Origin of the sequence: Fictibacillus sp. BK138 (genome assembly GCF_004216955.1) — a bacterium.
In the GTDB taxonomy this organism is placed as follows: Bacteria; Bacillota; Bacilli; order Bacillales; family Fictibacillaceae; genus Fictibacillus.
Genome location: NZ_SGXL01000001.1, coordinates 111,125 through 132,260 on the forward strand (window position 1 = coordinate 111,125; position 21,136 = coordinate 132,260).

At 40.3% G+C, this 21,136-nt stretch carries 22 protein-coding genes and 1 riboswitch; of the genes, 13 read left to right on the forward strand and 9 right to left on the reverse strand.

What is annotated here, in order from left to right:
- Nucleotides 1–180: 180 nt before the first annotated feature.
- The 5 genes from EV282_RS00570 (at nt 181) to EV282_RS00595 (ending at nt 7,726) form a co-directional block, all read left to right on the forward strand.
- The gene (locus tag EV282_RS00570) at nt 181–2,550 is read left to right on the forward strand and encodes a M14 family zinc carboxypeptidase (protein ID WP_130292854.1); all 2,370 of its coding nucleotides are present in this window, start codon (nt 181–183) and stop codon (nt 2,548–2,550) included.
- Nucleotides 2,551–2,770: 220 nt separating this feature from the next.
- Nucleotides 2,771–3,268 (forward strand): PTS sugar transporter subunit IIA, encoded by a 498-nt coding sequence (locus tag EV282_RS00575; RefSeq protein WP_130292855.1) that lies wholly within the window; start codon nt 2,771–2,773, stop codon nt 3,266–3,268.
- Between the two features lie 321 nt (nt 3,269–3,589).
- Complete coding sequence (locus tag EV282_RS00580) at nt 3,590–4,543, forward strand: aminoimidazole riboside kinase (RefSeq protein WP_130292857.1); 954 nt, start codon at nt 3,590–3,592, stop codon at nt 4,541–4,543.
- A 347-nt stretch (nt 4,544–4,890) separates the two neighbouring features.
- Entirely contained in the window at nt 4,891–6,273 is a 1,383-nt protein-coding gene (locus EV282_RS00585) for a glycine--tRNA ligase (RefSeq protein WP_130292858.1), read from the forward strand.
- Between the two features lie 349 nt (nt 6,274–6,622).
- Nucleotides 6,623–7,726: a M24 family metallopeptidase gene (locus EV282_RS00595; protein ID WP_130292862.1), complete on the forward strand. Its 1,104-nt coding sequence runs from the start codon at nt 6,623–6,625 to the stop codon at nt 7,724–7,726.
- A gap of 252 nt (nt 7,727–7,978) precedes the next feature.
- Here the strand turns inward: EV282_RS00595 and EV282_RS00600 are convergent, their stop codons facing one another.
- On the reverse strand, nt 7,979–8,449 hold the full coding sequence (locus EV282_RS00600) for an 8-oxo-dGTP diphosphatase (RefSeq protein ID WP_130292864.1): 471 nt from the start codon (nt 8,447–8,449) through the stop codon (nt 7,979–7,981).
- A 96-nt stretch (nt 8,450–8,545) separates the two neighbouring features.
- On the opposite strand from EV282_RS00600, the gene EV282_RS00605 reads away from it, so the two are divergent.
- Genes EV282_RS00605 through EV282_RS00615 form a run of 3 tightly spaced genes read left to right on the forward strand, consistent with a single transcriptional unit; the run spans nt 8,546 to nt 10,467 of the window.
- Nucleotides 8,546–9,148, forward strand: a complete 603-nt coding sequence (locus tag EV282_RS00605; protein WP_130292866.1) for a TetR/AcrR family transcriptional regulator — start codon at nt 8,546–8,548, stop codon at nt 9,146–9,148.
- Nucleotides 9,149–9,204: 56 nt separating this feature from the next.
- Nucleotides 9,205–9,420, forward strand: coding sequence for a hypothetical protein (locus tag EV282_RS00610; protein ID WP_130292868.1), 216 nt, complete (start codon nt 9,205–9,207; stop codon nt 9,418–9,420).
- A gap of 24 nt (nt 9,421–9,444) precedes the next feature.
- Nucleotides 9,445–10,467: an MFS transporter gene (locus tag EV282_RS00615; RefSeq protein ID WP_130292870.1), complete on the forward strand. Its 1,023-nt coding sequence runs from the start codon at nt 9,445–9,447 to the stop codon at nt 10,465–10,467.
- Between the two features lie 26 nt (nt 10,468–10,493).
- On the opposite strand, the gene EV282_RS00620 is transcribed toward EV282_RS00615, so the two are convergent.
- Together EV282_RS00620 and trhA are read right to left on the reverse strand one after the other, a co-directional pair.
- Nucleotides 10,494–10,676, reverse strand: coding sequence for a DUF6954 family protein (locus EV282_RS00620; protein WP_130292872.1), 183 nt, complete (start codon nt 10,674–10,676; stop codon nt 10,494–10,496).
- 21 nt (nt 10,677–10,697) lie between these two features.
- Complete coding sequence (gene trhA, locus EV282_RS00625; protein ID WP_077360852.1) at nt 10,698–11,339, reverse strand: PAQR family membrane homeostasis protein TrhA; 642 nt, start codon at nt 11,337–11,339, stop codon at nt 10,698–10,700.
- A 154-nt stretch (nt 11,340–11,493) separates the two neighbouring features.
- Here trhA and EV282_RS00630 point away from each other — a divergent pair, with 154 nt between their 5' ends.
- Nucleotides 11,494–12,366, forward strand: a complete 873-nt coding sequence (locus tag EV282_RS00630; RefSeq protein WP_130292874.1) for a GNAT family N-acetyltransferase — start codon at nt 11,494–11,496, stop codon at nt 12,364–12,366.
- On the opposite strand, the gene EV282_RS00635 is transcribed toward EV282_RS00630, so the two are convergent.
- Nucleotides 12,367–12,834 carry an NUDIX hydrolase gene (locus EV282_RS00635; protein ID WP_130292876.1) on the reverse strand — a complete coding sequence of 156 codons (468 nt, stop codon included), beginning with the start codon at nt 12,832–12,834 and terminating at the stop codon, nt 12,367–12,369.
- A 101-nt stretch (nt 12,835–12,935) separates the two neighbouring features.
- Here EV282_RS00635 and EV282_RS00640 point away from each other — a divergent pair, with 101 nt between their 5' ends.
- Nucleotides 12,936–13,901: a YbgA family protein gene (locus EV282_RS00640; RefSeq protein WP_130292878.1), complete on the forward strand. Its 966-nt coding sequence runs from the start codon at nt 12,936–12,938 to the stop codon at nt 13,899–13,901.
- Here the strand turns inward: EV282_RS00640 and EV282_RS00645 are convergent.
- Entirely contained in the window at nt 13,878–14,822 is a 945-nt protein-coding gene (locus EV282_RS00645) for an AEC family transporter (RefSeq protein WP_130292880.1), read from the reverse strand. The two genes, EV282_RS00640 and EV282_RS00645, sit on opposite strands and share 24 nt — an antisense overlap.
- Before the next feature lie 84 nt (nt 14,823–14,906).
- Between EV282_RS00645 and EV282_RS00650 the strand changes: the two genes are divergently transcribed.
- On the forward strand, nt 14,907–15,404 hold the full coding sequence (locus tag EV282_RS00650) for a Crp/Fnr family transcriptional regulator (protein ID WP_130292882.1): 498 nt from the start codon (nt 14,907–14,909) through the stop codon (nt 15,402–15,404).
- A gap of 87 nt (nt 15,405–15,491) precedes the next feature.
- Nucleotides 15,492–15,992, forward strand: a complete 501-nt coding sequence (locus EV282_RS00655; RefSeq protein ID WP_130292884.1) for a hypothetical protein — start codon at nt 15,492–15,494, stop codon at nt 15,990–15,992.
- A gap of 44 nt (nt 15,993–16,036) precedes the next feature.
- Here the strand turns inward: EV282_RS00655 and EV282_RS00660 are convergent, their stop codons facing one another.
- Nucleotides 16,037–16,870 carry a glycerophosphodiester phosphodiesterase gene (locus EV282_RS00660; RefSeq protein WP_130292885.1) on the reverse strand — a complete coding sequence of 278 codons (834 nt, stop codon included), beginning with the start codon at nt 16,868–16,870 and terminating at the stop codon, nt 16,037–16,039.
- A gap of 240 nt (nt 16,871–17,110) precedes the next feature.
- Between EV282_RS00660 and EV282_RS00665 the strand changes: the two genes are divergently transcribed.
- Nucleotides 17,111–18,076 (forward strand): HD domain-containing protein, encoded by a 966-nt coding sequence (locus EV282_RS00665; RefSeq protein ID WP_130292887.1) that lies wholly within the window; start codon nt 17,111–17,113, stop codon nt 18,074–18,076.
- A 14-nt stretch (nt 18,077–18,090) separates the two neighbouring features.
- Here EV282_RS00665 and EV282_RS00670 read toward each other — a convergent pair whose 3' ends face one another.
- From EV282_RS00670 to EV282_RS00680, 3 genes are all read right to left on the reverse strand, one after another.
- Nucleotides 18,091–18,789 (reverse strand): queuosine precursor transporter, encoded by a 699-nt coding sequence (locus EV282_RS00670; RefSeq protein WP_130292889.1) that lies wholly within the window; start codon nt 18,787–18,789, stop codon nt 18,091–18,093.
- A 4-nt stretch (nt 18,790–18,793) separates the two neighbouring features.
- A riboswitch (PreQ1 riboswitch) is annotated at nt 18,794–18,838 on the reverse strand.
- A gap of 148 nt (nt 18,839–18,986) precedes the next feature.
- On the reverse strand, nt 18,987–19,664 hold the full coding sequence (locus EV282_RS00675) for a DUF4352 domain-containing protein (protein WP_130292891.1): 678 nt from the start codon (nt 19,662–19,664) through the stop codon (nt 18,987–18,989).
- An 81-nt stretch (nt 19,665–19,745) separates the two neighbouring features.
- Nucleotides 19,746–21,107 carry an alkaline phosphatase gene (locus EV282_RS00680; protein WP_130292893.1) on the reverse strand — a complete coding sequence of 454 codons (1,362 nt, stop codon included), beginning with the start codon at nt 21,105–21,107 and terminating at the stop codon, nt 19,746–19,748.
- Nucleotides 21,108–21,136 lie beyond the last annotated feature (29 nt).

The window sequence follows — 21,136 nt, forward strand, 5'->3', positions numbered from 1 at the left end:
AAAGAACTATGAATATTTTCTTATTTTTATACATTTTAAAAAGATACAAAGGCTTTTGATGATTGTTTATTGAATAAACGTATGCAGAAACAAATGTGTAAAAATGATAAATATAAATTGAATAAATATACATAAGTTAGTATAATTACTTTCGGATTAAAGGAAGGGGAGAAAGAATAAATGAAAAAACAATGGTTTGCCGGGGTGTTAAGTGTCAGTTTACTAGCTTCGACACCTTATGCAGTTACAGCGGAAGCACCACAGAAACAATGGAAGAATGTAAATGTTAGTGAAGAGGCAGACGGAAGCCCATTTAACTCTGAGCATTATGATTTCGTAAAATATTCTAAGTTTGATGAAATACTTAAGAAGATCGATAAGGAAAGTGAACGTGTATCATTAGAGGTGACAGGACATTCGGCAGATGGACATGCGCTATATGCGATCACGATCTCAAATCCTGAGGACAAAGGAAAATATGGTCATTATAAAAAACTGCGCAAGCAAATGATCAAAAATCCTGAAAAAGCACAAAAATGGGTTGCTGAAAATGATGATTTTAAAGTACCGGTTATGATTAACGGGTCCATTCATGGCACGGAATACATAGGCTCTGATGCTGTTCTTCAGTTGATCGAACGTTTTGCGTTTGAGAACGATGAAACGACAAAAGAAATTTTAGCTAGCAATATATTAATCTTCAACGTATCTGCAAATCCAGATGGACGTGTGGACGGCACCCGTTTTAACGGTGAGGGAATCGACTTGAACCGTGATTTTATTACGCAGTCGCAGCCTGAAACAAAGCAAACCGTCGATCTTATTACAGAATGGAATCCGATGGTGTTCTTAGATCTTCATGGGTACGTGAACTGGATAGAAAATAAGCCCGGTTTGATCGAACCTTGTACTCCGCCGCATAACCCTAACTATGAGTATGATCTTTTTTCAAAGTGGGCGTTAGATCAAGCGGAAGCGATGGAAGCTGAGATCGTAGGCAACAAAGCTGAATATGAAAGTGAAACCTATCAAGATATGAGCGGGACATACATTCCTCAGCGTGATGACAGCTTTGGCTGGGACGACTATCCACCAATCTTCACCCCTATGTATGCGATGTATCATGGAGCTTATGGCTATACTCTTGAAGCGCCGACAAATACGTGGGATGGCGTGAAATGGGCGAATGATGCAGTAATGGGAGCTCTTAAGTTTTCAACAGAAAATAAACAGGGCATGCTGACGGATCAGATTGAAATCTTTAAAAGAGGAATCAATTTTGACCACCCTTATCATGAAGAAGGGTTCTTCCCGAATGCTTATGTGCTTCCTGTAGATGAAAAAGATCCGACGGTTACAGAGAAGGCGGTTAACCATCTTATTGATAACGACATTGCTGTTGAAAAAGCGAATAAGGCTTTCACTGCAGATGGAGTAACTTATCCTAAAGGAACTTTTATTGTACCGATGGATCAGGCGAAAGCAGGACTCGCGAACACAATGTTATGGAACGGCGAGGACATCACGAATGATACTCCGGCTATGTATGACATTTCCGCTTGGAGCTTGCCAGAACTTTGGGGCTTTGAAGCCGTTGAAGTGAAATCTGAAATAAACGCAAAAACCTCACCAGTAAAGAACGCTGATTTCCAGGGCTCTTTAAATGGGAAAGGTCCTTATAAAGTTGAAAATAGCTCAGTGGAAGCGGTAGAGCTGGTTAATGAATTGCTGCAAGCTGGTGCGACGGTTTATAAAGGTGAAGACGGGAACTTTTATCTGGAGAACATTCCGGGAATGAGTAAATCTCTTGTAAAGGAATCAGGGTTAAAAGTAGAAACGGCAGCGATTCCCGCAGAAAAAGAAAAGCTATCTTCCATTGAAATCGCAATTTTAAAAGACGGCGGTATTAATAAAGCACAATCACATGCCGGCACAAAACTTGCCTTGGAACGACTTGGTTTTTCTGTGACAGAAGTGACACCAAAAGAGGTGGCTGAAAACGGCATTTTAAACTTCGATGCCTTTATTTACAGCGGAACAGAAATGATGCTTCAATATGAGAAAGTTAGGGAAGCGAACAAGCCATTTGTTGTAGGAACAAAAGAAGCGTATGACAAGTTTGCAGAGAATGTTCAGAACTTTGTAGACGGCGGCGGTAAATTTATCGCGGTAGGCGCAGGCGGTGCAAAGGTATCCAGCATGATTGGTCTGACAGATGTTAAAGTGAATACAGGCGGATCTGACAGCAACGGAATTGTGGAAGTAGCATACGGCGAAGATGAGCTAAGCAAGGGTTATAAAGAGAATGACCTAGGTTTTGTGTATAAGCCAGTTTGGTTCACAGAGCTTGGTGAAGCAAAAACTGTTGCTTCGTTTAAAACAGGAGATTTCTTTGTGGCAGGACATTGGAAGAATAATGAGCTTGCAGCAGGACATGCAGTGATCGTAGAAGAGACCGATGAAGATGTGACACTGATCGGACTTGAAGCGGGTTTCCGTGACCATACAGACTATTTATTCCGTCTATTATCTAATGCGCTTTATCAATAAGGTGAGGCCTTTCTAATTGACATCCAATCCAACACTGCCTTATTTTTATATGTAAAGTTTACCGAGATTACTAAATAAGAGACCTGAAGAACATTGAAACATTACTTTCCCTGTTCTTTGGTCTTCTTTTGTATCACTATTTTTAAAAGTCGAATGTTTTAAAGCGTTCCCACAAGTGTAAATTATAAAGGTAAGCAGACGGAAAGGTGAGTGAAGTAATATGTTTAATAAATTATTTGGAAAAAAAGAAGTAAAAAAAGAAGAGACGATTGTTGCTCCTTTAACAGGTAAAATCGTATCCATAGAAGAAGTGCCAGACCCTACATTCTCTCAAAAGATGATGGGAGACGGGATTGCGATCGAGCCATCAGAAGGTGTAGTCGTATCACCTGTTGACGGTGAAATTGTGCAGTTTTTCCACACGAAGCATGCGATCGGTATCCAGTCTGAATCTGGCGCTGAAATCTTGATCCATGTGGGGCTTGAGACGGTGAACATGAACGGTGAAGGGTTTGAAGGCCACGTAAGTGTTGGAGATAAAGTAAAAGCTGGCGATAAACTGCTATCTTTCGACTTGGATCTCATTAAAGAAAAAGCAGCAAGCACGGTAACACCGATTGTTATCACAAATGGAGATGCTGTTGAATCTCTGGATAAGCGCGCTGCTTCAGAAGCAACAAAAGGTGAAACATCTCTGCTGCAGATTAAGATGAAATAAAGAAAAAATCAGGCTTATTCTGCCTGGTTTTTTCCGTTGGAAGACGTTGATTTCCGCTCCAGGTTGCTCGCTTTCCGCGGGGTGTGCGGTGAGCCTCCTTGGTGCTATGCACCATTAGGAGTCTCGCCTGTCCCACTCCATGGAAGTCCCTTGCGCCTGCGTCTACAAGTAATTGCTACCGATGTGAACTTCCTCGTCGCATGCCTTGCGAGAAGATTTTCATGTGGTAGGCACGCACAACTAATCAAAGATGAACTTTAAAATCGTCCAGAGTAACAACCTTTTAGAATTAAGCCAAAAAACAACAAGGGGGAGGAACTGATGAAAGAAGGAATTATCTCTTTAGGTGAAGCACTTGTTGATTTTATCCCTACTGATGAAACGAATACGATGTATTACAAACGACCGGGCGGTGCACCTGCTAATGTAGCAGTGGGTGTTGCACGTCTTGGATCAGATGCTGTTTTTTTAGGCAAAGTCGGGGACGATGTACTCGGTGCCTTTTTGATTGATACATTGAAAAGTTACGGTGTAAATGCCTTTCATGTCTATAAAACGGATGCGGTTCGAACGGGAGCTGTTTTTGTAACTTTATCTGAAAAAGGTGAAAGGTCTTTTGACTTTTACATCGACCCGAGTGCAGACCGTTTCTTGGAAGAAAAGAACATACAGGCTAGTCTTTTCAAAGATAAAAAAATTCTTCATGTCGGCTCTATTTCTTTGATTGCTGAACCATCCAAAAGTGCGACGAAAAAAGCAGTTAAACTTGCAAAAGAGAACGGCATGTGGGTTTCTTTTGACCCAAACTTAAGGCTTTCGCTTTGGAAGACACCTGCTTTGGCACGTGAGACCATTCTTTCTATGCTTCCTCATGCAGATATCGTTAAGCTTTCCGAAGAGGAGCTTGAATTCATCACAGGATTAAAAAAGGTAGAGGAAGGTATTAAAGTTCTTCAGCAATACGATATCCCACTGCTTTTTATCACTCTGGGAGATGACGGCAGCTATGTCGTAACGAAAGATGGCGGTGAGTATATTCCAGCAAAAGGTGTTTCAGCCATTGATACGACGGGGGCAGGGGATGCATATGTCTCAGCGGTATTGCATCAGTTAAATGAATATAAGGGGACGCTTGAGGAACTTACGCTCGATGAAGCAGCGGATATGGCGGTTTTCGGCAGTATTTCAGGGGCACTTACGGTATCGAGTAAAGGTGCCATGACATCTCTGCCAACTTTGGAACAAATTAAAGAAGAACTTGCACAATTGAAGTAACAAAAGCATATAATAGGAAAATATTTTGACTAATGTTTTTGTTTTTTGGTAATATTACTTTATTATAAAAACATGATATGCAGCCGTGAAGGATGAATAGTAGCTAATCTGACACTCTTTAAAGCGAGCCGGGGCCGGTGCAAGCCCGGTAAGAGACATTAGTGAAACGGCAATCCGGAGCTGTTTTTGAAAAGAGGATTCGTTTTACATACGGACGGATCAACTAGGGTGGAACCGCGGGAGATACAACTCTCGTCCCTGGGCATAGCGCCTTGGGACGGGAGTTTTTTATTTTTTTATAAAAGACGAACGGTCCATAAGGCATAATCCGAATGGGAGGAATTACAATGTCAAAAAACATGGAAACCATCACAAATCATGCGAAACATCGCGGATTTGTATTTCCGGGATCTGAAATCTATGGAGGTCTTGCAAACACATGGGATTACGGTCCGCTTGGTGTTGAACTGAAGAACAACGTGAAAAAAGCATGGTGGAAAAAATTTGTCCAAGAGTCTCCTTATAACGTAGGTTTGGATGCTGCCATCCTAATGAATCCTCGTACATGGGAAGCATCAGGACATATTGGAAACTTCAACGATCCGATGATGGACTGCAAAAACTGTAAAGCGCGTCACCGTGCGGATAAGCTGATTGAAGATGCAGCGGATCAAGCTGGAAAAGAGATTATCGTTGACGGACTTCCGTTCGAAAAGATGGAAGAGTTAGTGAAAGAGTACAACATCGCTTGTCCCGAGTGTGGAAGCCACGACTTTACAAGCATCCGCCAGTTCAACTTGATGTTCAAAACGCACCAAGGTGTAACAGAATCAAGTTCAAACGAGATCTACATGCGTCCGGAAACAGCACAAGGGATTTTCGTTAACTTTAAAAATGTTCAACGAACGATGCGTAAAAAATTGCCGTTCGGTATCGCTCAGATCGGTAAGAGTTTCCGTAACGAAATCACGCCGGGTAACTTCACATTCCGTACGCGTGAATTCGAACAAATGGAGCTTGAGTTCTTCTGTAAGCCAGGAAGCGAGATCGAGTGGTTCAACTATTGGAAAGATACTGCTGAAAACTGGCTGAAGTCATTAGGTATGACAGAAGAGAACCTTCGTCTTCGCGATCATAACGAAGATGAGCTTTCTCACTACTCTAACGCGACAACAGACTTTGAATACAAGTTCCCGTTCGGGTGGGGCGAACTTTGGGGTGTTGCATCTCGTACAGATTTTGACTTGAAGCGTCACATGGAATTCTCAGGTGAAGATTTTAACTACATTGACCAAGAAACAAACGAACGTTACATTCCTTATTGCATCGAGCCTTCTCTAGGTGCTGACCGAGTAACGCTAGCGTTCTTAATCGATGCATATGAAGATGAGGAATTAGAAGACGGTATAAGCAGAACGGTGATGCACTTGCACCCGGCATTGGCGCCTTATAAAGCAGCAATCCTGCCATTGTCTAAAAAGCTGTCTGAAGAAGCGACTGAAGTGTTCAGTTCATTAGCTAAAGACTTCAACGTAGATTATGACGAAACAGGATCAATCGGTAAACGTTACCGCCGTCAAGATGAGATCGGTACACCGTTCTGTATCACGTATGACTTTGATTCCAAAGAAGATGGCATGGTAACGGTTCGTGACCGTGACACGATGGAACAAACACGTGTGAAGATTGCTGACCTTAAGAGCTTTATCGAGGAAAAAGTACAGTTTTAATAAAAAGCTGTCTTCGTAACCTTGTTGCCGCTAGAAGGGGTTGATCTCCGCTCCAGGTGCTCGCTTTCCGGGGGGCGTGCGGTGAGCCTCCTCGGCGCTTTGCGCCCATAGGAGTCTCACCTGTCCCGCTGATCCCCCAGGAGTCTCGCACCTTGCGCTCCAATCAAATTTCAATGCGGCCAATTCATTCTAAAGCAAAAACCTTTCATCAATGGAGCTAACAGAAAAATTAGAGCACACATTTGTGAATTGTAAATGTGTGCTTCTGTTTTTTTATTGAGGTTTCTACTACAATAGACAGTGAGAGATAAATCTTTATGCCGATTGAGGCTTTAATGGAGGTATACATATGAACGAAGGACGTATTCAAAAGGTCAAGGATTGGTTGAAGGAAGAAGGTTATTCTTTAGCTTTCATCCATACGACGGCGAACGTTTTTTACTTGTCTGGACTTTACACAGATCCCCATGAGCGTGTGCTTGGAGTAGTAGTGCTGCCAGATGGTGAACCGTTTATGGTGTGCCCGGGAATGGAGCGCTCACAAGCAAAAGGCGCAGGCTGGACACATGAGATTGTGGGATACAGTGATTCTGAAGATCCGTGGACTAAGGTGCAAGAAGCGTTGGCTAGCCGTGGTGTGACGGCTGCATCTTCTATTGCAGTTGAAAAAGAAACACTCCCATATGCACGGGGAGAAAAGCTGCTTGGGATGTTTGACGGTGCAAAATTAGTCGGAGCAGAAGAACTGCTGAACGAGCTTCGTTTAATAAAAGAAGAAAGCGAACTTGAAACGTTGCGAGAAGCAGCACGACTGGCGGACTACGGAGTTGAAGTCGGTGTAGCGGCACTTAAAGAAGGCGTTACAGAAATGGAAGTGCTCGCAAAGATCGAGTACGAACTGAAGAAAAAAGGCATCAGTCAAATGTCGTTCTCGACAATGGTGCTGTTTGGAGAGAAAGCAGGACAGCCTCATGGTAAGCCAGGCTTAAGAAAACTTCAGCATGGTGATTTTGTATTGTTTGACTTAGGTGTTGTGTTAGATGGGTACTGCTCTGACATCACGCGGACGGTAGCGTTTGGCGATCTGGATGAGAAGCGCCGTGAGATTTATGATACCGTGCTGCAAGCTCAGTTGAAGGCGCTGGAAGCTTCCAAGCCGGGGACGCGCATCGGTGATCTTGATGTGATCGCGCGTAACCATATTACAGAAGCGGGCTATGGAGATAACTTCCCGCACCGTATCGGGCATGGCCTTGGAATCGATGTCCATGAGTTCCCGTCCATGAGTGATAACAATGACGGCGTGCTGCGTGAAGGTATGACATACACGATTGAACCAGGCATCTATATTGATGATATCGGCGGAGTTCGTATTGAAGATGATGTTTATGTGACTGCTGATGGGCATGAAACATTGACGAAATACCCGAAAGAATTGCAGATTATTAAATAAAACAGGTGAAATGAAGAAGGATGACTCGTGATTGGGTCATCCTTTCCTTTTTAGTGGGTCTTGAGAGGAGCATTTGGCTGTGTGATAGTGGTTTTCGGTAGTGCTGCGAGACCCAATCCAAAAGTTTTAGATGTTAATCCACAAAAAAAGGTGTTGAATCCAAAAGTTTTGCCCTTGAATCCAAAAGTTTTATCTGTTAATCCACGAGTTTATATTTCCAGACATAGTTCGACATTAGTCATAAATGCTAAATCAAGTTTTTGAAATTTGCACTTCGATCTGCTCATCTAAGTCCGCATCCCACATTCTTTGAATCTCAAAAGTTCCTGATTCAAAGAACAACGGGAACCGCTCTTTGAACCAGGTTTGCATAGGCAGTTCAAGAGCTTCAGAAATCGACACCCACACAAGTTCACCTTCTGGTGGATCTTCCATTAATTCGCCAGAAAACGTACCAGTCCAATAGTTAAAAACCATGTAGCGTACGTTCTCTTTTGGATTAACATACTCGTCAATTCCTTTAAAAACAAGCTCGGAGACATCGAGTCCAGTTTCTTCTTTTACCTCTCTGATTGCCCCATCTATCAAACTTTCAGGAAAATCAATTTTGCCTCCTGGAGCTAAATAGCCTGGAAAGCCACGGTTGTCTGGACGCTTAATTAACAACACTTTATCTTCATTTTGAATCATGCACATCGTATAAAGACGGTGGTCAATTGTCATTTTAAAAAACTCCTTAAAAATTTGTTTACTAATTTTAACATATCACTTATAATAATGATTGATTAACCAATCATTCGTGAAAAGGAGATCGTTATTTTGCCTTTATCAGACAAACAAATAAAAGCGATGGAACAAAAACGTGAAAAAATACTGCAGCAGGCGATTATCTTATTTGCTGAACAAGGCTATGAAAGTACAACGATAGCGAAAGTAGCCAAAGCTTCTGGTGTTAGCTTCGGCAGTGTTTTTACATACTTCGAAAACAAAGACCAGCTTTTCTACCATGCTGTTACAGAGCCATTGAACACCGTTTTTAAAGTGGACCTTCTAGATTTCGATCCAGAAGCTGAAGACTTACTGAATGAAATTAAAAATATGATAGACAAACATATTCGCATCTTTATCGAGATGCGTACGTATCTGCAATTAGTTGTGCAAGTCATAGGACAGCATACGAAGTTTCCTGAACCATTTAAAGAGCTCGATGAATTTAGCCTTGAGTTTATTCAAAAGCTCATACTAATGATTACAAATGCGCAAAGAAGAGGAATTCTTGAAGAATCTGAAGCTGATTTAACAGCAAAAGCCTACTTGGGATTTTTATTAGGAATCAGGTTAACATTCACCGACTATGCAGTGTCATATATCTGGGAAAAACTTAAGATACCGGCTTTCCAATTGTTATATCCGAAACGCTAAATGGGTTTCGGTTTATTAATGATTGATTAATCAATCGTAAAAAAGGAGGCATGGTTATGAATTATTTTTCATTTCATCGCAACATTCAATTAAGACTTGCTCTTCAATTTTTCACAACACTCGCATCATCTGCGGTGATTCCATTTTTGGCGATATTTTTTTCCAATGAAGTTGGTGAATTTGCAACAGGGCTTATGTACATCGGGGTGATTTTATCAGGAATAACAGGAGCTTTGTTAGGGGGGAGACGTGCAGATCAGAGAGGAAGATAAGATACGATTTTATTATGTGAGGGAATGATAGGAATTGGTTATCTATTAGCAGGAGTTAGTAATCTTATATTTTCTTTATCTCCTTACGCCAATTTTGGAATTTTTCTCTTCATCTTATTTTTTACGGGAATGGCTGGTCCGGCCTATGGGGCAGTAATTATTGATGCCAGTACAAAGGAAAACAGAAAAGCCATTTATACGGTGTCATATTGGCTTAATAATCTCGCTGTTGCAGCAGGAGGTATAATTGGAGCTTTTCTTTTTAAAAAGTATCCATATGAAATGTTTATTGGAATTGCACTTGTAGCTTTTCTCTCATGGGTTGTAACGAAAATATGGCTGCAGGACATTCATGTATCAGCAACTGCTGCTAACATTAGTCAACAAGCAACGAAAAGCTGGCTTGAGAATTATAGAAGAATTTTATCAAATAAACGATTTGTATTTTTCACAATAGCAGGTTTGTTCCTTTTTTCCTTAGAAGAGAGTTTAACGACGTATATGGGAATAAAGCTTGTAGAAGAAATAAAAAATCCAGTTTCAATATTTCCACTCACTGCTTTTTTTGAGGTAGATGGCTTCCAGCTGATTGGTTTGCTTAAAGCAGAAAACACGATCTTAGTCGTTTTGCTAAGCCTAGTGATAGCGGGTTTGTTGAAGAAGTATCAAGATCGTCTATTAATGCTTGGCGGCGGGTTTTGTTATGCATTTGGCTTTATTGTTATCAGTTATAGCAGTGTCCCTGTTGTTCTCATAATAGCAATGTTTGTAGCAACAATTGGGGAGCTTGCACATATTCCGGCAAAGCAGGCTTATCTGGCTTCTTTAATACCAGATGATGCAAGAGGATCGTATATGGCGGTATATGGTTTATCCTTGCATTTTTCTGGAATTATAGCTGCATTATTCGTGATGTTAAGCGGAATTATTTCAGCAGGTATGATTACATTTCTCTTTATGGTCATGGGGTCAGTCAGTTTAATTATTTATTATGTTTTATTTCAAACGGAACATGAAGAAAAGAGCTTGGAGAAAACCACGGCATAAAAATAGAGCAGAGGCCATCTCTGCTCTTAAGAAATTCTTTTCATCAGCCATCTATATACCACAAAAAGTACTGCAAATATCAATAAAACAACGATTAACGTAAGCGTCCGTTCACCCGGCATGCCATCTGCCATCAGAACCGGACCTAATCCGAAAAAGGATACTAGCAAAAAGGCAATTCCAAAAACAATCCTCAGCACGATTTTCATTTTTGTCACCCCATATCTATTCTATGACAGAGGCAGCACATAAAACATCATAAGAAAATGTAAAACACTGCCCGCTAAAACGAACAGGTGCCAAACCGCGTGGTGAAAGGGGAAGCTGCGCCACACATAAAAGATGCTTCCGAGCGTGTAGATGATCCCGCCGGCGACAAGCAACTGAATTCCTTCAGGAGGCATGTTAGCCGAGATATCTTGAAGCGCAAATGTAATCAGCCAGCCCATTGCTACATAACCAAGCGTGGACAATACAACAAACTTCTTTGTAAAAAAGACTTTAAAGACTACGCCAAAAGCGGCAAGACCCCAAACGACTCCGAACAATGTCCAGCCCAATGCGCCGCCGACAACGATCAATACGATCGGAGTATATGTCCCTGCTATAAACAAATAGATCGCCGCATGATCCATGATTTCAAATATATCTTTTACCCGTCCTTTAGGAAAAGCGTGTACGAGAGTGGATGCTGTATAAAGCGCAAGCATGGTTCCACCGAATACCGCAAAACTTACAATATGAACAGCTGTCCCTTTCCATACTGCAAACACAAGCAGGATGGAGGTTACAGCAACACTTAAAAGGACACCTATACCATGCGTGATAGCGTTCGCTATTTCTTCACGTTTTGTAAATACATGTGTACTCATTACGCTCACCTTCCTTTACGTTGTAGTAAGTATAACAGAAATCAATACCCTTTAATCAAATAAAGACTTTAAGATTCTGTGAAAAAGAGGTAATCGATTTGTAAAAATTGAAATATATAAGATTACAGAACATATATAAGAGAGGGTCATCGGCATGGAAGTTAAACGTTATGAATCTATTTCTGCATTCTATGATGAAGTGGAAACGTTCTTGCTTGATCAGGAAGACAGAGCACAAATTATGTTAGGGAATTGCCTGCGAAACAAAGATAGAGTATGGGATAAAGAAAAACCATTCTTAGCAACAGTAAAGAAAGACGGGAAAATCATGCTCGCGGCAATGCTGATTCCTCCGCATGCCATCTTGCTTTTAGAAAAAGAAGAAGCGGACGGTATCGAAGCAGCTCCTCATCTGGCTGACTATTTAATAAAAGAAAATTACGCGATACAAAAAGTACATGCACCAAAAACAGTCGGGAAAGCTTTTTCCGAGCATTGGACAGCAGCACATCATTTGGAGGAAAAAGTGTTAATGGATGTGCGCTTGTATACGCTGCAGTCTGTTATACAGCCGGCGGTACGTCACGGGAAATTGCGGCCGGCAACAGAAAGTGACTTAACGTTTTTACCGCAGTGGATTGTTGAGATGACAGGTGAGATCAATCAGCTCATGACACGTGAAGAAGCAGAGGAATATGCGACCACAAGAGTAAGGGATGGCTTCCTTTTTGTTTGGGAAGATGGCGGGAAAGCCGTATGTATGGCATCTAAAACGAGACCTAATGTTAAAGGTGTAGCGGTAAATCTTGTTTATACGCCAAAGGAGTTAAGAGGAAAAGGCTACGCGAGTGCATGTGTTGCTGCATTAAGTGAACACCTTTTACAAGAGGGGTATGAATTTTGCTCCTTATTTACGGATTTAGCGAATCCAACTTCAAACAAAATCTATCAAAATATTGGATATCAGCCTGTATGTGATTTCGTTGAATTTAAGTTTAACGAAAAAAGAGCAGAGACACCGGCTTAATTACCGGTACGCTCTGTTCTTTTCTTTTTGTTCGAGATAATCGTTTATGTATCGTTGGTCGCTCTTTAACACCCCTTCTGGAAGCTGTTCTGCAGGAAAGTAGCGAAAATCATAAGATTCATCTTCATCTATGATGAGGCTGCCTTTTACGTCTGTTGCCGTATAGACAGCAGTTACGCAATAGAGTTCATCCCCATTTGAAACTTTTAAATAATGTTTGGCTCCTGAATATACATGCAGCTGTGTTAGGCCGCCAATATCTAGACCTGTTTCTTCTTTTACTTCACGAATGGCTGTTTCTTCAAAACTTTCACCTAGTTCCATCAAACCGCCCGGAAGTCCCCAGCCGCCATCCCTGCGGTGCTGCAGTAATATTTCCTCTTTTTCGTTTAAAATGATTACAACCGATCCCGGTAATATAAGCGGAGCACTTCCTACATGTTTTCGAAGATCTTCATAATATGCCATCGAACCTCTCCTCTCGTTAACCAACATTTTACAGAAAAGATGATAAAAAATCACCTGAAAATGGAAACACTGTTAGAAAACATAAATGAGGAGCAGAATGGATGGAAGCTTATGCAAGACCAAGAGTGGTCATCAGCAAGTGTCTAGAATTTGACGCATGCCGCTACAACGGTGATGTGATCTATAACGATGTGATAAAAAAATTAATAGATTACGTAGATTTTGTCCCCGTATGCCCGGAAGTGGAGATTGGCCTCGGAACACCGAGGGAGACAATCAGAATCGTAAAACAAGGAGAAGAACACCTGCTTCTGCAACCTTCTACGAAAAGAGACGTAACTAAAGAAGTGACTTCGTTCTCAGAAAATTATTTAGCAGGCGTAAAGGAGACTGATGGATTTATTTTAAAAACACGCTCTCCATCATGCGGAATAAAGGAAGTAAAAGTGTATGCATCGACTGAAAAGGGTCCAGCGATCGGGCATGCAAGCGGATTGTTTGGCGGAAAGGTCACGCAACTCTTTTCCCATCTGGCTGTTGAAGAGGAAGGAAGACTGAATAATTTTACGATCCGTGACCGGTTTTATACGAAACTTTTCACGTTAGCCTCGTTTCGCAGATTGCTGCCTATGGGATTAGATGCAGTTAACGATTTTCATAAGAAGAATTACTACTTACTCATGGCATACAGCAAGCCGACATTAAAGGTGATGAACCGGATTTTAAAAAATGTCCAGGAGAACGGTGAAGAGAAGACGATTGAGCTGTATGCAAAAGCACTGCACAAATTGTTTAACCGAGCAGCCAGAAACGACTCTAACCGCAGTGTTGCAAAAGAAATATTCAATCGGTTTGAACACGAGCTATCCAAAAGGGAAATAGCTTTTTTTGAAGAACTCATGCAAAAATACGCCAATAAGAAAGAGCCGTTTTCTAGTATTACCACACTATTAAAATCACACGCTATCCGTTTTGAAGATAACGAGGTATTGCAGCAGACGTTCTTTGCTCCATATCCTGAGATACTGCTTGAGATCTCTGATTCAGGAAAAGGACGAGATTATTAGAAGGAAGCTATATAAAGCTGGAATGGTTATACAAGAAAGAAAAGTACTTAAAGCAACTCCTGCTGCTGCATAAGAAGCATCTTCTCCATATGCTTGAGCGTACATTGAGATCGTTGGAGCTGAGGGCATCCCGGCTATTAAAAAGGCTACTGCGAAAAGCTGAATCGGTAATGAAAAAAGTAAGAACGGCAGCAATAAAGCCGGAAATAGGATCAATTTGTAGAAGGATGCGAGCCAAAGAGCTTTGTTTTTCAAATAAAGCTTTAAATCTGCAAGCGGCATCCCACCTAATAGAGAACCGATCAACAGCATGGAAAGCGGCACAGTAGGTTTACCTGTCAGTTCTAGTGTATTTGATATAACGACAGGTAGAGTTCCTGGCAGAATCATCAATAATAGCCCGGCTAAGGTAGCAATAACTCCGGAATTCAAGAATACTTTCCGCCATTGGACACTTTCTGCATTCCTTGCAAAAAGGTAGATCGCATAGGTCCAGATATATAACAAATATACGAAGTTAAATAGAGTACCATAGAATACTCCTTCTTTTCCGAACAATAAAAAGCAGACAGCGATGCCAAGAAAGCCTTGATTACCAAAGATCATGATGCCTTCTAAGGCATTTTTCTTTTCAACCTCAATGTTCAATTTTTTTACAGTAAAAGAGGAGATGACAGATGAGAGTATGAGCACAAACGCTGACAATAAAGAAAGCCAGCCGAACTGAATTAAATTTTCAATTGAAAACGTAACGTCCATACCAAATAGAATAAGTGCAGGCATTGTAACGTTTAATATAATTACTGTTAATACTTTTTCACTGCCGTCCGGCAATATTTCTTTTTTTCGAAGCATGTAACCGATCAGGGCTATGCTGTACAATAGTGTTAATTCCTGTGTGAAATGAGTGAACTGGTTCATTTTGTTTCCTCCCCATATAAAAGAGTATGGGCATGGGGTGAAATAGGTGAACACGAATGACGCAAAAGGGGGATGAAGTTCTTCATGTTTATTGCAAAAGGAGAAACATTATTTAGACAAGGGGAAGAAGGACCTCTATACAAACTGGATAAGGGCTTATTAAAAATAGTCAGGGTACACGAGGATGGAAGCCAGTTATTATTAAATTTAATCGTTCCAGGTGAGATGATCCCGCATCATTCACTGACAAGCCATAAAGAATACAACGGTTCGGCGGTTGCACTTTTGCCTTCAGAGGTCACAAGAATTGACCCGGAACAGTGGTACAGGTCTTTAGAGGAAGATCCTAAAGTCTTTAAACAAGTAGCGCATCTGTTAGAAACAAAATTAAGAATGATGCAGCAAAGAATCAATCAGATGTCGACGTTAACGCCTGATGGGAAAGTCGCGAAACTTCAAAAATGGTTTGCGAGTTATTTTCCAGAAGTGCCTGTTGAAAAGGTTCTGACTCAGGAGGAAATCGGCCAGTTTATTGGATTACGAAGAGAAACGGTGAACCGGGTTTTAAAAAAGCTAAAATAAATTGTCAAAGAATTTACATACATGTGAACGCAAGAAATTCACTTCTTTAACAAATGATACAAGTATAACAGTTAAGGAGTGATATAGATGAAAAAAATCTTACCAGCTGCATTGGCTTTTGCTTTACTATCGAGTGGATCAGTAACGGTTTTTGCGCAACATGCGGATAACGTTCAAGTTGTAAAAGAGAAAAGAGAACATCATTTCAGGCACATGAAAAACTTCGAGGCCGAGGTACATAAAGCGAATGAGCTAAAAATAGAACGTCTTGAAATCAAAAAAGAGATTGTTCAAAAAAAGGATCAGTTGTTCAGCCTTCACGTAAAAGCTGCTGAAGGTGGAAAAAAAGAAACAAGAAGCGAGAAAAAGGCAATCTGGCAGGATATGAAGCAGATCCACAATGATTTGAAAGCCTTAAAGCAAGAAGCGCACAAAACGAAAAAATCGATGCATGAAGCAATGAGAGCTGATGATGAAAAACTTGCAAAAGAAAAAATGACTCAATGGCTGAGTATCAATGAAAAGATAAACAACAAACTTAGTGAAAAATCTCAGAAACTTGATGAGATCATAAAGCAATACAATTAAACAAAAAAGTGTTGAAGCGCTTCTGACGCTTCAACACTTTTTCTTTATTCAGCTTTATGTGCTGGAGGATAATCAGGATAATCTGTGATAATACCGTCGACACCTGCATCGAGCAGCGGCTGAACTTCTTCTTTTTTACGTACAGTCCAAGCCATGATCCCCATGTCACGCTCATGAACTTCATTTACAAGAGAGGAGTTAACGAGGGATTTGCTTGGATTTACATACTCTGCATATGAAGAAAATTCATTCAGTTTTTCTTCGCTTAAATCAGTTGCACGTCCTGTTAGTACACCAACTGGAACAGTTGGCAAAAGCTCGTCCATTTTTTTCATAGATTCAAATTCAAAGGACTGAACGATAATTTTCTCATTGTTAGGAAGATGCATGTTGCGTTCCTTTAAGGCATCCGTTACTTTTTGTTCGATTCCGGGATAGTAATAAGTAGCTTTTAATTCTATAAGAATACCTGTCTTCCCTCGAAATTCATCAAGCACTTCCTCAAATGTAGGAACCTTTTCTCCAGCAAATTCCGGTCCGAAATAACTTCCTGCATCCAGCTGGCGAATCTCTTGGAGCGTATGATCTTTTACATATCCAGTGCCATTTGTTGTACGATCAAGTGTCACGTCATGGATAACTACAAGTTCCCCATCTTTTGTTTGCTGAACATCAATCTCGATATAATCAGCTTTCATATCAACACCTTTTTGAAAAGCAGCCATCGTATTCTCTGGTGCATATCCTGCCGCACCACGGTGAGCAACCGTTTCTACTTGGTCGGATGCTTCATAAGCGTATGTTGTTGTAGTAGTGAATAATGAACTGATAAGTCCCATCGAAAGAAGTGAAGCAGCTGTCATTTTCTTTACGTTCATCTTTCCATCCCCTTTGCACTGGTTTTATGTGTATCCTGCCTGCCTCATGCAAACAGGCAGGACTCACAAGACTTATGCTAACAAAGGTATTTTGGAAAAGAATGGTCAGATATTCCCTACAATTCTAAAGAAAAAGAGGCCATATAGAACAGGAATCTTAATAAAACTTACTTTTGTAAAGTGGGAGTGAATGACGTTTCATTTATGTTAAGATGACAAAGACATAAGGGGGCTAAAATAATGCTTGTTAAAGATGAAATTTACGGTGAGTATGAAGTTGAAGCTGTGCTGCAAGACCTTATTCAATCCCAACCTGTTCAAAGATTAAAAGGCATTCATCAAGGCGGAGCTTCTTATTTAGTAAACCCAACATGGAACGTAACCCGATATGAACATTCGATTGGAGTTATGCTTTTGATTCGCAGGCTTGGAGGACCGATTGAAGAACAAATCGCTGGATTGCTGCATGATGTATCACATACAGCGTTTTCTCATGTCATCGACTTTGTTTTAAAGAATGAGTCCGAGAACTTTCATGAGGAAATCTTTGAAGACACACTTTTGCAGTCTGATGTGCCGAAGATCTTGAAAAAACATGGCTATTCAATGAATGTGATAATAAATGGGGTATTCCCGCTTCTAGAACAGCCGCTTCCTCTTTTGTGTGCCGATCGAATCGATTATACGCTAAGAGATTTATCTCGATACAACTACATAACGACCGATGAAATTGAAGCTTTTTTACCTAGTCTTTGTGTGAACGACAGCGAGATCTCCATAAAAGGTATCCAACATGCTGAATGGTTTGTTCAGGCATATTACAAAGAAGTGCAGGACTTTTTTATGAATCCTCTTAATGTATATGGCTATGATAAATTGATTAAGTTACTTCAAGAGGCTTTGCGGGCTAAAGTGATTACAAATGATGATTTTTTGCTGACGGATGAAGAAGTGCTAGAGAAAATCAGACATTCTGGGGAATTTGAATTGAACAGACGATATGAGGAAATCATTAATCCTGTAAATCTTCAAGAAAATGAAAAAGAGTATGAAATTCATTTAAAAGTAAAACCTCGTTTGATAGACCCAACGGTGATTGACAGAGATAGAATTGCTGCAGCATCCGAAATCTCTTCTGCAGTAAAAGAGATGAATGAAAGAGCGAAAGAAAGAGCACGAAAAGGAAGTTATATAAAAGTGATATAGAAAAAACCAGGCGATTAAATGCCTGGTTTTTGGGTTTCTTCAGTGTGTTTGAAACCTCTTGCTATATAGATGAATGGTGTAGATGCTGCTGATACAACAAACTTAATCACATACGTTGTGAAGAAGATCTGAAGCCATACGTCCCATGAAAAAACGCCAGCGAATGCAATCATACAAAAGATGAATGTATCGATCAGCTGACTCACCATCGTGCTTCCGTTGTTTCGAATCCAAAGCTGGTCTGGACGAGAAAATTTCTCTCTTAATTTAGCAAATAGCTTCACATCAAGGTATTGGCTGACAAGATAGGCTGTTAAGCTTCCAAGCGCTAGACGCGGCATTAAGCCAAAAAGAGCTTCAAGGTGCGTTTGGGCAAAGTCACTTTCATGCGGTTCGAATACAAGAACAAGCTGCATGATGATTGTGGTCATAACAAGTGTGAAGAATCCGAACCAAACGGCTTTTTTAGCTTCTTTTTCTCCATATTTTTCGTTTAGCAAATCCGTTGCTAAATAAATGGTACCGTAAATAACGTTTCCAAGTGTCATAACTAGACCGAACATCTCGATCGTTTTTACGACCTGTAAGTTTGCTAAGATGGTTGCCGCAGCGATCCAGGCAAATAAACCTGCTTTCCCAAACCACTTATAGCACAGTAAGAAAAGCACAAAATTCACAAGTGCAAAACCTACCCCAAAATAAAAATTAAACATAAAATTCCTCCTAGTTTTGTTAACGCGGGAGTTTTCGAACCGCGAAAATACATAAATGACAACAGTTTCCCATTATAAGTCAGTTTATGCAGATAAGCAATAACTAGAATGTTCCTGTAGCAGTTATTATAGATAGTCAATTATCAGAAAATTCGACAAAATTTCCCGGAAAATAAAAACACCCCAAAGGGATGTTTTTAATTAAAATTCACCTGAAAAGAGAGAGGATCTGAGATTATCTTTTTCTTATTGTTTAAGACTTCACTCGATTTAATCGTTATTTGCTTAATTTTTTCTGGGTCTGTATCTTCTAAAATAAAACCTAGACTCCCGACTTTTACTTCACCAGGCTTGATTTCGCCGTTCAGCTTTTCTAAATAAAAATCTTCTTTCCACGTTACTTTTTCTCCTTGGTCGGTCTTTATTTCAGATACAGGAGCAAAGTGGACGGGTTTGTTCCCGTTATTTTTAATTCGAACATTTACTCTCACATAAGGAAACTCTTTCTGCTCATGAGTGTAGCTGTGAAAAAAGTCAATCAGGTCTACAGAAGGCTTGTATTGTAATACTTTTACCTCTGATAAGGTTAGTGAGATTAAATCTGCCTTTTGTTCCTCGTCTAACTTTTTATATTTTTTTAATGTGACAATCCCATCGGCATCTTCAACTGACTTATTTACTTTTGTAAGTTTGGTATCATCTGGTGCTTGAGAACTGTCTTTAAAGGTCATTTTATCTGAATTTTTGTCAGTTTCTTTTTGTCCAGATTCTTCTTGCTGTGTATGATCTTCTTTATTTTTTTCAGTATTATCGGTAGAACAACCTGTTATAAGTGCTGCTGTTAACCCTAGTATCATCCATCCTTTAAAAGGCACGGAAAACACCTCCTAATAGATAAGCATCCCGTAGAATTGAACGGGATGCTTTTTAAATAGAGTACCCAATTAAAATTGAGTTTATTTTTGAATAGCAGATTTACTTTTTTTAAGGATAGCAAAGATTTCTTTAGCTGTATCTGTATTATCGATCTTACCAGTAAATTTCTCCATGCCAGGACCATAAGCGTAAACTGTTACGTCTTCACCAGTGTGTCCATCAGTTGTCCAACCTGTACCTGTACGAAGGTCAAAGATTTTTTCTATTGCGTTATCGATTTCTAATACATCGCCGCTCTTTTCTTTAGCGTCTTTTACAGATTGAACTTCTTCTGGTGTAAGTTCTAAATCGATATACTTCTTAAGTGTTTCTTCAACTGGTGCACCTTCTGCAATTTCTTTTGAGATGAAGTCAGGTGTTTTCTTAGCAGCTTTAATCGCTGAAGGATCCCACTTGTATTCACCATCACGGCCCATTGTCATACCACCTGTTGAGTGGTCAGCTGTAGCGATAACCAATGTGTGCTTGTCCTTTTTAGCAAATTCAATTGCGGATTGATAAGCTTGTTCAAAGTCTTCCATGTCGCTCATTGCTGCAACTACGTCGTTATCGTGTCCAGCCCAGTCAATCTGGCTTCCTTCAACCATTAAGAAGAACCCTTTATCGTTCTTGTTTAAACGATCAAGTGCAGAATTGGTCATATCTTTAAGTGAAGGCTGTTCTGCGGGACGGTCAATCTTTTTATCTAAACCTTTAGGAGCGAAAAGACCAAGAATTTGTTTGTTTTTATCATTAAGCATTTCTTCTTTAGAAGTTACATATGAATAGCCGTCTTTTTCAAATTCCTTCGTGATGTCACGGTCTTTACGAACAAAATAGCTCGTACCGCCGCCTAGTAAAACATCAACTTTATGTTTGCCATCAATCATATCATCATAGTAATCATTTGCGATTTCGTTATAATTCTCACGCGATTCATCATGAGAGCCGAAAGCAGCTGGAGTAGCGTGGTTTATCTGAGAAGTTGCAACTAATCCAGTGGATTTTCCATCCTCTTTCGCTTGTTCTAAAACGGTTTTAACGTCTTGTTTTTCCATATCTACTGCAATGGCACCATTATATGTCTTGATACCTGATGACATTGATGTTGCTGCAGCTGCTGAGTCCGTTATACTCTCTTTTTCATCTGAAGAGTATGTTGACTGCATCCCAACCAAATGCTTATCAAACGCTGTGTCTTCCATCATCGGTGTTTTTGGATCATCTTTAAGCGCACGGTATCCTGTTGTGTAAGTTGGACCCATACCGTCACCAATCAAAAAGATAACGTTACGGATTTCGTTTTTGTCTTTGTTCTCTGCAGAAGCATTATTGAAAGCTAAGCCACTTACGGCTAGCGTAGATGCAAGTGCAACGGTTAAAGCCTTTTTAGAAAATAGCATATTAGAACCTCCTGAAATGATTTTGGTCA

What these genes read in the sequence shown, in the direction of transcription:
- EV282_RS00645 (WP_130292880.1), bottom strand. Translation starts at nt 14,822, where the DNA reads ATGAACCAGTTCACTCATTTCACACAGGAATTAACACTATTGTACAGC.
- EV282_RS00600 (WP_130292864.1), bottom strand. Translation starts at nt 8,449, where the DNA reads ATGACAATTGACCACCGTCTTTATACGATGTGCATGATTCAAAATGAA.
- EV282_RS00660 (WP_130292885.1), bottom strand. Translation starts at nt 16,870, where the DNA reads ATGAACGTAAAGAAAATGACAGCTGCTTCACTTCTTTCGATGGGACTT.
- EV282_RS00680 (WP_130292893.1), bottom strand. Translation starts at nt 21,107, where the DNA reads ATGCTATTTTCTAAAAAGGCTTTAACCGTTGCACTTGCATCTACGCTA.
- EV282_RS00650 (WP_130292882.1), top strand. Translation starts at nt 14,907, where the DNA reads ATGTTTATTGCAAAAGGAGAAACATTATTTAGACAAGGGGAAGAAGGA.
- EV282_RS00570 (WP_130292854.1), top strand. Translation starts at nt 181, where the DNA reads ATGAAAAAACAATGGTTTGCCGGGGTGTTAAGTGTCAGTTTACTAGCT.
- EV282_RS00640 (WP_130292878.1), top strand. Translation starts at nt 12,936, where the DNA reads ATGGAAGCTTATGCAAGACCAAGAGTGGTCATCAGCAAGTGTCTAGAA.
- EV282_RS00655 (WP_130292884.1), top strand. Translation starts at nt 15,492, where the DNA reads ATGAAAAAAATCTTACCAGCTGCATTGGCTTTTGCTTTACTATCGAGT.
- EV282_RS00610 (WP_130292868.1), top strand. Translation starts at nt 9,205, where the DNA reads ATGAATTATTTTTCATTTCATCGCAACATTCAATTAAGACTTGCTCTT.
- EV282_RS00620 (WP_130292872.1), bottom strand. Translation starts at nt 10,676, where the DNA reads ATGAAAATCGTGCTGAGGATTGTTTTTGGAATTGCCTTTTTGCTAGTA.
- EV282_RS00665 (WP_130292887.1), top strand. Translation starts at nt 17,111, where the DNA reads ATGCTTGTTAAAGATGAAATTTACGGTGAGTATGAAGTTGAAGCTGTG.
- EV282_RS00580 (WP_130292857.1), top strand. Translation starts at nt 3,590, where the DNA reads ATGAAAGAAGGAATTATCTCTTTAGGTGAAGCACTTGTTGATTTTATC.
- EV282_RS00635 (WP_130292876.1), bottom strand. Translation starts at nt 12,834, where the DNA reads ATGGCATATTATGAAGATCTTCGAAAACATGTAGGAAGTGCTCCGCTT.
- EV282_RS00630 (WP_130292874.1), top strand. Translation starts at nt 11,494, where the DNA reads ATGGAAGTTAAACGTTATGAATCTATTTCTGCATTCTATGATGAAGTG.
- trhA (WP_077360852.1), bottom strand. Translation starts at nt 11,339, where the DNA reads ATGAGTACACATGTATTTACAAAACGTGAAGAAATAGCGAACGCTATC.
- EV282_RS00670 (WP_130292889.1), bottom strand. Translation starts at nt 18,789, where the DNA reads ATGTTTAATTTTTATTTTGGGGTAGGTTTTGCACTTGTGAATTTTGTG.
- EV282_RS00615 (WP_130292870.1), top strand. Translation starts at nt 9,445, where the DNA reads ATGATAGGAATTGGTTATCTATTAGCAGGAGTTAGTAATCTTATATTT.
- EV282_RS00595 (WP_130292862.1), top strand. Translation starts at nt 6,623, where the DNA reads ATGAACGAAGGACGTATTCAAAAGGTCAAGGATTGGTTGAAGGAAGAA.
- EV282_RS00575 (WP_130292855.1), top strand. Translation starts at nt 2,771, where the DNA reads ATGTTTAATAAATTATTTGGAAAAAAAGAAGTAAAAAAAGAAGAGACG.
- EV282_RS00585 (WP_130292858.1), top strand. Translation starts at nt 4,891, where the DNA reads ATGTCAAAAAACATGGAAACCATCACAAATCATGCGAAACATCGCGGA.